The sequence below is a fragment of the Bacillus sp. AL-1R genome (genome assembly GCF_052180195.1).
In the GTDB taxonomy this organism is placed as follows: domain Bacteria; phylum Bacillota; class Bacilli; order Bacillales; family Bacillaceae_G; genus Gottfriedia.
This window is the reverse complement of the sequence record NZ_CP197469.1, coordinates 51601-64947: the sequence shown is the minus strand read 5'-3', so window position 1 is coordinate 64947 and position 13347 is coordinate 51601. Positions and strand designations below refer to the sequence as shown.

Here is a 13347-nt window from a genome sequence, read left to right as displayed (position 1 = left end):
TTTCTATTAAAAGTTGCATAAATTTATTATTTATCCAGCAAAAAAGTTTAATTTCAAAATTACAATTTCAAAACATAATTAATAAACCATTGTGGCATTTTAAACCTATGTATTTAAAATATGTTTGTTAATCGAATGACAACTTCATTAAAATAAAATGCATTTATATAGATGAAAAGACAACAACATCCTCCGTATGATTAAGGATATTTTGTCACTTAACTAGGGGTTTACAATGAAAAAGATTACACTGTTTTATCAAAATTTCTCTTTAGTGGAGATCAGCATACTTCTTTGCTTTCTCTTACCTCCAATAGGTATTTCAATGCTATTGATCATCGGGCTTCATACACTGTCTACTCAATGGTTTATTAAAAAACGTTTTATTTATTCGTTTAGTTCATACTTTTTCTTATGCTTATTTTTATCTACTATTGGTGCTGCTCTATTAAGTAGAAATAGATTATTTTTATTGGTCAGTATCACGATTCTTAGTTACTGGGGAATTTATTGTAGGGTTTTAGTAACTGAGAAAGGTCAATTATTTCAGAGATTTCGTATGATCATAATCTTTGGGGGCGTATATAGTTGTGTAATTGGGTGGATTTCTAAATGGTTTGCACTTCCTAAGATAGTTGGTTATTTATTAGGAACAGTGCTTTTTGGAGAAATAGAACCTAAAAATTTTAACCGTCTAATTGGTTGTGCATACAATCCCAATTTTACTGTTTTTATTTTATTAATCGCTCTCTCTTTTCTTCTTGCTAGTTTACTTTCTAGTTTAGACAGAAAGCACTATATAAACTTAGCATGGCAGCTTCCAATCCAACTACTACTTAGTTATGGAGTTTATCTTACCGGTTCAAGAGCTGGCTTTGCGACAATGATTCTGATTTATTTACTTTTTTTCTTCCGATTTAATCGAATCTTTTTCTTTTTTTGTACAACCATCGGGCTATTCTTTTCGAAATGGTTGCTTTATATAATGCCAAGAGCCGATTCTATTTTTCAAGAAGGGCAGAAAAGATTGGACATTTGGCAAAACGCATATTTGATATGGAGAAATCACCCACTATTTGGTGTGACACCGATTGGATTTGGTCAAGAGTATGAAATGCAATATGGTCATTTCATCACCCATGCACATAATTTACTGCTAGGTATGTTTGTAGAATATGGGACATTAGGTGGATTGGCTTTTTTAACATTAATTAGTGTACAAATTGTTAAATGGATTCATTTATTCTTTTTTGAGCGCAGTAGGAAATGTTACTTAAACAGTTTTTTGCTCGGCCTATCAATTATTTTGTTTACAGGTGTATTTGATGAACCTGTGTTCTCTCCGCAAATTTGTTTCCTGACTGTTATAATGCTTGGAAGTTGGGATCGGTATTCGAAACGTATGCAATTTAATATCGAGTTTTCAGCAATTCAAGGCAAGTTTATTAGTGTTTATGGGAGTACAGCGAGGTTAGTTGTTAGTTCGTACATGATTTTTCATTATTTAAAATCAAAGTTTATTAGTAATAAATATTAAAAAGACCCCTACAATTATTAGGGGTCTTCAGACTGTTGACAAACGCTCGCTTTCTTCGTTACTTCGCCTGTCTGCGGTGCTCATTACCGTCTAGGGTAACTCCGCTCCTCACCAGGCTTTGCGCCTCGAAAGACAAGCGCTTGCAATCAGTCTGAAAATCAGATTTTTTGTACTTTGTCGACACACTAGAGACCCCTACAATTATTAGGGGTCTCTAGTGTGTAGTTTATGATATTTTTTTCGTAACTTGTTCTTGCGCTTTTGCTTCTACTGACACATTTCGTTTTGTTAAGAATAGATTTAAAATGATCGCAGTTAGGGAGCCTGTCACGATTCCATTTTGCATTAACATTTTTAAAAAGTCAGGTAGTTGGTCGAACATTTGTGGAAGTGTTGCTGAACCTAACCCTACTGCTATACTGCATGCTGCGATTAATAGGTTGTCTCCTTTTCCTAAATCGACTTCTGATAGTATTGAGATCCCAGCAGCCGCGACAGATCCGAACATAACAATCATTGCGCCTCCAAGAACAGCATTCGGAATAACTGTCGTTAAAGCCGCTAGTTTAGGTAATAAGCCAAGAACAACCATAATACCTCCAGCAGCATAAATAACTTCACGAGATTTCACTTTTGTAAGTGAAATTAAACCAACATTTTGGGAAAAAGCTGTATACGGAAATGCATTAAAAATACCACCGAGCATAATTGCAAGACCTTCTGAACGCAATCCATTAACGATTTGATCCTGTTTAACCTTTTGATTAGTCGCTTTTCCAACTGCAAAATAAACTCCAGTTGATTCCACCATACTAACAATACATACGATAATCATTGTGATAATAGCTGTAATACTAATTTTCGGTGTTCCGAAATAGAATGGTTGAGCGATACTGAACCACGATGCTTCTGATACGCTTGAAAAATGGACAATACCCATTGCATAGCCTGCAATTGTACCTACAACTAAACCAACAAGTACAGAAATTGTACGTAAAAACCCTTTAGCCCATCTATTAACAACTAAAATTACGATAAGTGTAAGAAGTGCTAGTAATAAATTTTGTACTTTACCGAAGTCTGGACTACCTTGTCCACCCGCTGCATTATTCATAGCCACTGGAATTAGAGAAAGCCCAATAATCGTTACAACTGATCCCGTTACAATTGTAGGGAAAAATTTTAAAAGCTTGCCATAAAAAGGAGCAGCTAAAACCACGAAAATCCCCGAAATAATGATAGCACCGTAAGCTGTCGGTAAGTTTGATGTGGAAGCAATTGCAATAATTGGACCAACCGCCGTAAAGGTACATCCTAAAACAACTGGTAATCTGCTACCAAAGTATTTAGTTCCCATGCTTTGCAGAATTGTTGCTATACCACAAGTAAATAAATCTGCTGCAATTAGATATGCGATCTGAGTTGGCGTAAGTTTAAGCGCGCCACCTATTATAAGAGGTACAACAACTGCACCGGCATACATAGCCATGACGTGTTGAAAACCTAATGTGAATGCTTTTTGTTTACTTAACAATCTGATTCTCTCCCTTGTCATTGCTTTAATTTATCTATATTTTGTTGTACAGTTATTACTCTTTATAAACAAAAAAGGACAGGTTCCGCTTGAGTATGTTTCTCTCAAGTGAAACCTGTCCTTCTGGGTTTTTATCCCTAATGGTGTAGCACGTGTAGTGCCCACATCGCTTGGACCAGCCATTTAACTTATACAGTAAATGCGGAACCCTAGATGTGCTTTCACTCATAGTCGGTCGATTATATTGGTCGTCCGGTAGAAACTTATGGGCCATATCCCCATGATTATATGAGTTATTTATCTATTTGTACCTTGATAATGTTACACATGCTATTCAATATTTTCAAGTAGAAAATGTAGGAAAAGGTGCTCCATTAGAAAAAAACTAATGGAACACCTTCTATTATGTTCTACGCATATAAGCTTTTACAGTTAGTGGTGCAAAAATTGCTACAATTACGGCTGCTCCAATAAGCGAAATGATTAGATCTGAACCTGCAGTTCCTGTGTTCGTAAGATTTCTTACAGCAGTGATCAAATGTGAAATTGGGTTTATTTTTACAAACCATTGAAGCCAATTTGGCATTGTATCGACTGGCACAAAGGCATTAGAAAGGAATGTCAATGGAAATAGTGCTAGCATAGAAATTCCTTGTACGCTTGATGCTGTACGTGCAATTACTCCAAAAAAGGCAAAAATCCAACTAATCGCCCATGAACAGACAATGACAAGTAGCCCGGCTAAAACGACATAGCCCAATCCACCTTCAGGGCGATATCCCATTATATATCCCATAGAGAAAGTAAGAACTGTAGCGATTGTATAACGTATCGTATCAGCCAATAAAGCACCGGCGAGTGGTGCAATTCGAGCGATCGGCAGCGACTTGAAGCGATCGAATACACCTTTATCCATATCCTCACGCAATTGTACACCTGTAACAATTGAAGTAGTAATGACAGTCTGAACTAATATTCCTGGTATGATTACCGGCAAATAACTCTTAACATCTCCGGAGATTGCTCCACCAAAGATATAAGTAAACATAAGGGTAAAAATAATAGGTTGTAATGTAACATCAAATAATTGTTCTGGAGTACGCTTTATTTTTAATAGACCACGATAAGCCATCGTAAATGAATTTTTTACTGATTGTCTAAAGCTAGTTTTATTTTTCAATTCACGATAAGCAGCTTGTTTTATTGAAGTGCTCATACTCTTTCTCCCTCCAATTCTTTTACTTTATCTGACTCCATTAATCCATCATTTTCTACGCTATTACCAGTAATCGTAAGGAATACTTCATCAAGAGTCGGCTTTTGTACACTCATCTCGGCTAGATGAATACCTTCATCACGCAAGGCGACCAGTAAGTCTGTCACTCGGTCAGGATCTGTCATTGGTGCAGTAATCTTTCCTTCTACTAATGTAATATTAGATTTTACTTTAAGTACATGTTCTACTGTCTGACGGGCCTTTTGAACATCTTTTATATCTTGAATCTTTAATTGTAACGATGAACTACCAACTGAAGCTTTCAATTCATCAACAGTACCTTCTGCAACTACATGACCACGATCTATTACTGCAATTCGATCAGCTAGTTCATCTGCTTCTTGAAGATATTGTGTTGTTAATAGAACGGTTGATCCTTCTTTTACTAAACGACGAATCGTATCCCACATTTGATTTCTCGTACGAGGGTCTAAACCAGTTGTCGGCTCATCTAAAAAGATAAGTGGTGGCTGAGCAATTAAACTTGCAGCCAAATCTAACCTACGACGCATTCCACCTGAGAAATTTTTTAGTGGACGTTTTGCTGCTTCCGTTAATCCAAATTCCTCTAATAAATCAGCTGCTTTCTTTCGAGATTCCGCTCTACCCAAACCTAGTAATCTTGAGAAAATGATCAGATTCTCTGTAGCACTTAGTGACTCATCAACCGAGGCATACTGACCAGTAACGCCAATTAATTGACGCACAATTTGAGCCTCTTTTAAAACATCATGTCCGAATATGCGTGCAGTACCTGCGTCTTGTCTTAGTAAAGTAGCCAGCATTCTAATTGTCGTTGTTTTCCCTGCACCATTTGGACCAAGTACACCGTAAATACTTCCAGCACGAACGTTTAAATCTACTCCATCAACCGCACGATTTTCACCAAATACTTTCACTAAACCACTCGCTTCTACGGCTAAATCTCCATTATTAGGGGTAATTATTTTTTTATTTAAATATTCCAATTTACTTCCTCCTTTACGACTTATTACAAGATGAATATATCGACTAATTATGAATTAAGTATGAACTTTAGATAAAAAAATTTCTTTCCATATCCAATGCAAAAAACTTCCCTCATATAAATGAAGGGAAGTCTATGATTATTCATGTACGATCGTCTGATTTAGTTGTAGGAACTCTGAATCGATTTCATGCAGAAAAGGAGTCACTTCACCTAAGCTATATAGGTGTAACTGATGCATTGCTCGTGTACATGCAGTATAGAATAGTCTTCGTAGTCGCTCATCTCCATAAACTCGAGCTGATGCATCATAAATAATCACTGCATCGAATTCAATCCCTTTTGCCAAATAGGCGGGAATAACGACTACTCCCTGTTCATATTCAACGGAGTTTCTCTTCACATGCTTGATTCCTTCTACATCTTTTAATGCTTCATATGCCTCTAAACTTTCCTCAGCAGATTTGCAAATGACAGCAATTGTATTAAATTCACTTTTCTTTAAATCTTCTATTTTAGATGCAATATGACTGTGCAAATCTTCTCGACTAGATATTTGTGTTAACACAGGCTTAACCCCAACACGTTCAAAAGGTGTAATTAGATTGCCTCCTGGTATGAGTCTACGTGTGAACTCAACAATTGGTTTTGTTGATCTGTAACTGCGTGTCAGATTAATCACTTTTGTTTCATCTGGTCCATATAACCCTTGAAGAACATTAAAATCCCCCATTTCACTGGCGTGCGCAAAAATAGCCTGATTAAAGTCTCCTAAAACAGTCATCTTTGCAGAAGGAAATAATCTCTTTAAAAATTCAAATTGGAATGGAGAATAATCTTGTGCTTCATCTACAAGCACAAATTTAATCGTAACATTTGATTGGAAGCCTTGAATCAATTCTTTTAAAAGTAAGTAAGGTGTAGCATCCTCATAAAACAATTTGCCTTCATCTAACATATTTAATGTTAACTGACATATGTCTTCCCAATTTTCAGGGGTATCCCCTTCAATCCATTGTTCAATTTGAGTTGGATTGGAAAATAGCTGTTTATATATACCCTTTATGTCAATAAAACGCAATCCTCGAACCCACTCACGTAGTGGCTTTAGTTTTTTACGCACGACCATCCGACCTAATACCTTAATTTCTTGTTCGTAATCATCGAATGTATCTTCTTTAGAACGTTTTTTCTGTAAATACTTATATGCTTTTTGATAATCATCTTTGCTGAGTAACTCGATTTCATCCTGTACCCATGTTTTTTTCAATTCTAGCTTTTCCATTTCATTGATTTGTTTGTTTAACCATTCCGTTAACTTCTCTAAGCGGTTGTTAAATTTTAAAGAAGTGTCGATGCTATAAAATCTTTCATATATCTGTTTAGCTGTAACGACTGATTTACCTCTAAATTTAAATCCTCTAAAGACCATACCGGATAATTCAAGCGATTGTCTGTATGCCTTAATCGTTTCAAAGAAATGAGTTGAAGCTTTAAATCGAATGCTTGAAGTCCTAGTCTTATAGGAAGGATCATCCATAGCAGTTAGCACATACTCTAATTGCTCATAATTATCCTCAACTTGGAATGCATCACTTAGCCTATGGACTAGATATTCTTGAAATGTAACTTGTTGCATATTTTCTTCGCCAAGTTCAGGTAAAACTCTAGATACGTAGTTATTAAACATTGCGTTAGGCGAAAATAAGATAATTTGATCTGCTTTTATCCAATTTCTATATTTATATAGCAAATAGGCAATTCTTTGCAAAGCTGCAGATGTCTTTCCACTACCAGCCGCCCCTTGAACAATCAGTAATCTGCCTTTGTCATAGCGTATAATCTGATTTTGTTCTTTTTGAATACTGGCTACTATGCTTCTCATATGCTTATTCGTTCCTTTGCCTAGCACATGTTGCAAAATCTCATCACCGATTGTAAGACTAGTATCGAACATGGATTCAATTACACCGTTACGTATAATGTATTGCCACTTTTCATCTAATACGCCATTTACTTTTCCACCCGGTGTATCATACTCAGCAGGACCTGGTGGATAATCATAGTAAACACTCGAAACCGGGGCCCTCCAATCATAGACTAAAATATTCTCTCCTGATTCATCCATTAGCGTAGAAACGCCAATATAAACACGCTCCGTTTCAGACAATCCTTCTTCTGTAAAGTTGATGCGACCGAAATAAGGAACCTCTTTCATACGACGAAGTGCTGATAGTCGGTTGGAAGATTGCTTATGATTAATTTGGCCGATCGCTAAAAGTTGAGATTGTTGTCTCAAACTAATAACTGTCTCTAAATAGTCATCAAAGCTATCTGTATTAACTTTAACCTCATCCCAAAAGTTTTTACGAACATTGATTACTTCGTTTTTACGTTGGGCTGTTTCTTCTGTTAATTTACTAATTTTGTCCGAGATTAATTCAAGCACAGCATTTACTCTTACCTGTTCTTTTTGAAGTTCGTTGTTCATTTCATGCACTCCTTTAAAAGATAAAAATGGGGGTTGACTCTAGAGGATTTGTATAGTAAAATTAAAATAGGGAAAATATGACCTCTTCATAATTTCTATTATATATACTGTATTAATCTACCACGTTTTTATCTTTAAAGCAATAGTCCTCATATAAATTCATCATTATTTCATCTTAATGACTAAGTTTCATAAACTCAAAAAGTAAAATGACCCACCAAAAAATGATCATTAAACCACTTATAGTAAGGTCATCATTATTATTTATTAATTTTTTTGTACATACTTCAAATAGTTACTTTTTATTAAAATCCGCCATAAATATTATTTATGTTCATTCAAAAATACAAGTTCGCCATTCACAAAAGTAGCTTGAACATTAAACTTACGATCAATTAAGACGATATTTGCTTTTTTCCCGCACTCGATACTTCCAACTTCATGATCAATTTTAAGTAATTTTGCTTGGTTAAGACTGACCATTGGTAAAATAGTTTCTAAAGGGACCTCTAAAATGTCATTTACATTTTTTAAACACTCCATTAAATTTGTCGTGCTTCCTGCTAACGAGCCAGTTTCTATTGTTCGAGCGATTTTATTTTCCACTTTAACATCTAATGTTCCAAGAGTATAGAATCCATCTGGTAAATCAGCAGCAGCCATTGAATCACTTATTAAAAGAATATGCTCAATCCCTTTTGCTTTGTATAGTAGTTTAATTGCTCCAGGGTGGACATGCTGTAAATCTGCTATACATTCACAATAACATTGATCGTTTGTTAAAACTGCACCGAGACAGCCAGGATCGCGATGATTAAATCCCCTCATGCCATTAAAAGTGTGAACAGATATTCTTGCCCCATGTTCAATTGCGTTATTCGTTGTGTCAAAGTCTGCATTTGTATGACCGATCGACACGTGAATTCCTTTATCTGTTAGCAATTTAATAGCTTCCCCCGCATTCTCTTTTTCTGGAGCTATTGTGATTACTTTAACCGTATTATTTGAAACTTTTATAAGTTCATATAACTCATCAGTTTGAAGTTCACGGATATACTTGACTGGATGGGCACCGCGATGCTCAGTTGTAATATACGGACCTTCTACATATGATCCAATGATTTCTGCTCCTTCTGTTTGTCCCATCGAATCACTTACGATTTTTACAGCTTTCTTAATTTTTTCGAAATCATGAGTCAGTGTAGTTGGCAAAAATCCCGTCACCCCATGACGTGCAAGTGACAGAGACATTTCTCGTAATGAATGAATACTAGCATCCATCGTGTCATTTCCAGCAATCCCATGAATATGTAGATCAATCAAGCCTGGAATGGCTACAAAATTGGCATAATCCAAAATCTCACAACTAGGTCTGTCTGTTGTTATTTCACTTATTTTTCCGTTCTCAATCAGTATATAGCCATTTGCAACTACTTTACCGGGTGTATAAATTTTTTCTAGCTTAATTGCTTTCACACTACTTCCCCCTCTATTGTTCGCAAGAATTCTTTTTCAAAAAGAACAATAGGCAACACCAAATTAGGATGCTGCCTGTATAATTTAATACTTATACATGTAAGTAATTTAATTTTTTTAAAGTTAAGTAACATGCTCCATACAACCCGGCGTCGTTCCCAAGAATCGAAGGAAATACGATTGTTTCTTGATGATAAATTGGCATGGTTTCCTTTTTAATCTCAGAGTTGATGTCCTGTATAAACCGGTCCCCTTGCTCAGCAATTCCTCCCCCGATAATAATTGCCTCCGGGTTCAGAAGATGGATTATATTTGATAGACCAATGCTTATATAATGGATAAATCTTTTATACACGTCAGAAGCAATTGAATCTCCTTCTTCTACAAGAGCCAAGATTTCTTCTCCAGCGATTTTCCCTATAACTTCACCATTTTTGTTCTTTTCATCAATAAAGTCACTTACTAAGGCAGAGGTAGCAGCATATCTTTCAAAGCACCCTCTCCGTCCACACCCACAAGAACGTCCATTATGAATGATAACGGTATGACCAAGTTCTCCAGCTAAATGACGTGAGCCGCTTACAATCCTCCCATCTATGATTATGGTGCTTCCGATTCCTGTTCCTAATGTTAAAAAAACTACATCTTTCTTCCCTTGAATTGCTCCCTTCCACATTTCACCGAGGCAAGCACTTTTTACATCATTTTCTACAGTAACCGGTAATTTAAATAAATTGAAAAGTATTTCGCCTAACTTCATTCCTGAATAGTCGGGTATATTGTTGGAAAATAAAATTTCACCTGTTTCTTGATTTACAAGACCACAGGAGGAGATACCGATTCCTGCTATTAAAAAATTATTTTGGAGCTTTTTTATATTCTCAGTCAAAAGTTCAGGAAGCAGTTTTTGTATATTATTTTTAGGTGTTGGCACCTTATCTTTGTAGACCAATTGCCCATCACGATTTATTAGTCCAAATTTGATAAATGTACCCCCAATATCAAAACAAACTATATTTTCCACCTTGATCTCCCCCTGTTAAATCCTTCACCTTAATGAGATTAAAGTAATATTGAACTTTTGATAATTCAACTGACCCAGTCCTCTCTGAGGAAGCATTGGAAATCCCACAGGCACATGACCACTTTAAAGTATCTTCTATTGAAAAACCTTTCGAATGAGCAAAGGTAAATCCTGCAAGCATACTATCTCCTGATCCAACTTGGTGCGCATTTGTTAAAGATGGAATAACTGCCTGCAGTGTAGTATTTTCACTAATTAAAAGAGCACCTTCTCTTCCTAATGAAAGTAAAACGTATTTGGTACCCTTTTGGCATATATCCCGGGCGTACTTGATCATATCCTCTATTGATAATTGGTGTAACCCAATTAACCTGCAAAACTCTTCTCTGTTCGGCTTAATTAAAAAAGGCTTCCCCTTTATACCATGGGCTAGTGATTCTCCGCTTGAATCTAATAGAAAATACTTCCCTTTTTGATTCGTTTTTTCAATTATATTTCTATAAAAATCAGAATCGATTCCAGAAGGCAAACTACCGGAACCTACAATATAGTTATTCATTTCTAGAATGGTATCAAAAGTTTTCAAAAATTCTTCTCTTTCATTTTCTACTATATCTGGTCCTTGTTCAAGAATTTCTGTATGACCTTCTTTCGATTCAATTGCTAAACAAAACCTTGTCTCTCCCTCTATTTTTACAAAACGATTAATTAAATTGTAATTTGGGAGTTGCTCGGATATCCATTCGCCACTTTTACCGCCTAAAAAACCGGTGCAAGTAACTTTAGCCCCTAACTGAGATAATACACGTGATACGTTAAGTCCTTTTCCACCAGCTGTTTTATCTACAGTTGTAACACGGTTAACACCATCTAAATGAAAGACGGGTAGATTATACCGAATATCAATAGCTGGGTTTAATGTAATTGTAGCAATCATTTTTCTAACCCCGATTCATACTACCGCACATTTTAATTTTATCAGCAATGACTATTTTCATTTCTCTTACTGCATCTTTAAAATAATATCTAGGATCATTAGCATCTGGGTGTTCTCTTAAGTAACCGCGCAATCCTTTAGCAAAAGCGATTTTTAATTCAGTAGCAATATTTACTTTACATATTCCATTTTTTATCGTTTTTTGTACTAATTCATCGGGTAAGCCTGAAGCCCCATGTAGAACTAGCGGAATATCAACTTCTTTTTGGATTGCACTTAATCTTTCAATATCTAATTTAGGTTCCCCTTTATATAGACCATGGGCCGTCCCAATGGCAACGGCTAACGAATCAATCCCCGTTCTTGAAACAAACTCTTTAGCTTGAGTTGGATTTGTATAAATTTGGTCCTTTTCATCCACTTCAAGGTCATCCTCTACCCCACTGAGACGGCCGAGCTCCGCCTCAACAGCAACTCCAAATGAAGAAGCATAATCGACTACTTCACGAACGATTCGAATATTTTCTTCAAATTCGTGATGGGAGGCATCAATCATAACTGAGTTGATTCCACTATCAATTAAAGCTTTAATATCATTAACTTTTTCATGGTGATCTAAATGAAAACAAATTGGAATATCGTATCTTTTTTTTGAAGCCTCCATCATACTAATTAGAAATTCTTCCCCCATATAACTTACTGTACTAGGTGTAGCTGCAATCAAAACCGGTGAACGTAGCTCTTGAGCTGTTTCTAAAACTGTTTTCATCGTTTCTAAGTTATGAATATTAAAAGCCGGAACTGCGTAGCCTTTGGATTGTGCTTCTAAAAGAATCGTACTTCTTGATGTAATCAAGATAAATCTCCTCCATTCTTTATCTCATTTGTAAAAGGGTGAATCGTAACTCCTTTAACAACTCTGTTAACTACTCCTAATGGAGAAGGGTTATCCGGAGAAAAGCCTAGATTAATAGATTTATACATAGCAAAAGTTTGTGCGTATAAAATAAAAGGGAAAGTTAGAAGAATATCTTCATTAATTCCAGGAAGATCCACATAATAGAAAAGATCACTATACTCTTCTGCCACTTGATCCTTTAAAGATGAAATTGCTACTACTTTCCCTCGATTGGTTTCCTTGTAAATCTCTTCTAAAATGTCCAGGTCGTACTGTCTCGTATAAGGGTTACTAGATAAAAATACAAATACAACGGTATTCTTATCTAAAATGGACTTAGGGCCGTGTCTAAATCCTAATGAAGTATCAAAAGTAGAAGGAATTGTTCCGCCTGTTAACTCCAATAATTTTAATGATGCTTCCCTTGCCAATCCTTCAAAAACCCCTGAACCTAAATATACAACTTTTTGAAAAGATGAATTCGCTAGCTGTTTTATACTTTCCTCGCTCCCACTAATAATTGAATGACCAGCATGGATTAGTTCATCGACTTTCTTCTCCCATGTATGAATCTGTTCAATATTGAAAAGCAGTAGAGCTGAAAACAGCATAGTCGTAAAACTACTCGTCATTGCAAAACCTTGATCATTTGCTTCTTTTGGCATATAGATGACCAAATGATTCTTATCATTTTTCTTCTCTTGGGCCAGTAGTCCATCTTGGTTACATGTAAAAACGATTCCATAAAAATCATCTATAACTTGTTCTCCTAAATGAATAGCAGATAAACTCTCTGGACTATTTCCTGAACGAGCAAATGAAATCATAATTGTAGGAATATTCTTGCTTAAGTAAGAATATGGATTGGACACAATATTTGTTGTAGCAATACTCTCTACTACTATTTTTTTGTTATTTACAATTTGTTTTAAATAAGGAAGGACTGTGTCACCAACAAATGCTGATGTACCTGCGCCGGTTAAAATAATTCGTAACTGATCATGTTTATTTTCAATGCTTTTTAAAAATGTAAGAATTCGGTCTCTATTAAATAAAAGAATATCCATTGTTTCATTCCACAATCTAGGTTGCTGGGCTATTTCTTTTGCTGTATGAGTCGCGCCAACGTTCATTCTTTCATATTCGTTCGATTTTAATAGCTCCATTCTATTTCCTCCTATTTTAACTGTTAATGTCATCATTACCA

The 13347-nt window shown here is 35.7% G+C and carries 10 protein-coding genes and 1 riboswitch; of the genes, 1 reads left to right on the top strand and 9 read right to left on the bottom strand.

The window, feature by feature from the left end; all coding sequences use genetic code 11:
• Positions 1 to 235 precede the first annotated feature (235 nt).
• Positions 236 to 1537, top strand: a complete 1302-nt coding sequence (locus ACSBO6_RS00270) for an O-antigen ligase family protein (RefSeq protein ID WP_498843971.1) — start codon at positions 236 to 238, stop codon at positions 1535 to 1537.
• Between the two features lie 226 nt (positions 1538 to 1763).
• Here ACSBO6_RS00270 and ACSBO6_RS00265 read toward each other — a convergent pair whose 3' ends face one another.
• The 9 genes from ACSBO6_RS00265 to ACSBO6_RS00225 all read right to left on the bottom strand — a co-directional run bounded on the left by ACSBO6_RS00265 (position 1764) and on the right by ACSBO6_RS00225 (position 13306).
• Positions 1764 to 3071 (bottom strand): nucleobase:cation symporter-2 family protein, encoded by a 1308-nt coding sequence (locus ACSBO6_RS00265; protein ID WP_098844502.1) that lies wholly within the window; start codon positions 3069 to 3071, stop codon positions 1764 to 1766.
• Positions 3072 to 3279: 208 nt separating this feature from the next.
• Positions 3280 to 3383, bottom strand: a riboswitch (purine riboswitch).
• Positions 3384 to 3474: 91 nt separating this feature from the next.
• Entirely contained in the window at positions 3475 to 4287 is an 813-nt protein-coding gene (locus ACSBO6_RS00260) for an ABC transporter permease (protein ID WP_498843970.1), read from the bottom strand.
• Complete coding sequence (locus ACSBO6_RS00255; RefSeq protein WP_498843969.1) at positions 4284 to 5315, bottom strand: ATP-binding cassette domain-containing protein; 1032 nt, start codon at positions 5313 to 5315, stop codon at positions 4284 to 4286. Before ACSBO6_RS00255 ends, ACSBO6_RS00260 begins: the two co-directional genes overlap by 4 nt.
• Positions 5316 to 5453: 138 nt before the next feature.
• Positions 5454 to 7805 carry an RNA polymerase recycling motor HelD gene (gene helD / locus ACSBO6_RS00250; RefSeq protein WP_098844495.1) on the bottom strand — a complete coding sequence of 784 codons (2352 nt, stop codon included), beginning with the start codon at positions 7803 to 7805 and terminating at the stop codon, positions 5454 to 5456.
• 324 nt (positions 7806 to 8129) lie between these two features.
• Positions 8130 to 9281, bottom strand: a complete 1152-nt coding sequence (gene nagA / locus ACSBO6_RS00245) for an N-acetylglucosamine-6-phosphate deacetylase (protein WP_098844492.1) — start codon at positions 9279 to 9281, stop codon at positions 8130 to 8132.
• A 91-nt stretch (positions 9282 to 9372) separates the two neighbouring features.
• A complete protein-coding gene (locus ACSBO6_RS00240) occupies positions 9373 to 10305 on the bottom strand; it encodes an ROK family protein (RefSeq protein ID WP_180232808.1) in 933 nt (310 codons plus the stop codon).
• Positions 10283 to 11242: a 1-phosphofructokinase family hexose kinase gene (locus tag ACSBO6_RS00235; protein ID WP_098844487.1), complete on the bottom strand. Its 960-nt coding sequence runs from the start codon at positions 11240 to 11242 to the stop codon at positions 10283 to 10285. Before ACSBO6_RS00235 ends, ACSBO6_RS00240 begins: the two co-directional genes overlap by 23 nt.
• Before the next feature lie 4 nt (positions 11243 to 11246).
• The gene (gene gatY / locus ACSBO6_RS00230) at positions 11247 to 12098 is read right to left on the bottom strand and encodes a tagatose-bisphosphate aldolase subunit GatY (RefSeq protein WP_098844484.1); all 852 of its coding nucleotides are present in this window, start codon (positions 12096 to 12098) and stop codon (positions 11247 to 11249) included.
• The gene (locus ACSBO6_RS00225; RefSeq protein ID WP_098844482.1) at positions 12095 to 13306 is read right to left on the bottom strand and encodes an SIS domain-containing protein; all 1212 of its coding nucleotides are present in this window, start codon (positions 13304 to 13306) and stop codon (positions 12095 to 12097) included. Before ACSBO6_RS00225 ends, gatY begins: the two co-directional genes overlap by 4 nt.
• Between the last annotated feature and the right edge of the window lie 41 nt (positions 13307 to 13347).

Coding starts and splice junctions, on each gene's coding strand:
- ACSBO6_RS00270 (WP_498843971.1), top strand. CDS start 236: ATGAAAAAGATTACACTGTTTTATCAAAATTTCTCTTTAGTGGAGATC.
- ACSBO6_RS00260 (WP_498843970.1), bottom strand. CDS start 4,287: ATGAGCACTTCAATAAAACAAGCTGCTTATCGTGAATTGAAAAATAAA.
- helD (WP_098844495.1), bottom strand. CDS start 7,805: ATGAACAACGAACTTCAAAAAGAACAGGTAAGAGTAAATGCTGTGCTT.
- ACSBO6_RS00235 (WP_098844487.1), bottom strand. CDS start 11,242: ATGATTGCTACAATTACATTAAACCCAGCTATTGATATTCGGTATAAT.
- ACSBO6_RS00225 (WP_098844482.1), bottom strand. CDS start 13,306: ATGGAGCTATTAAAATCGAACGAATATGAAAGAATGAACGTTGGCGCG.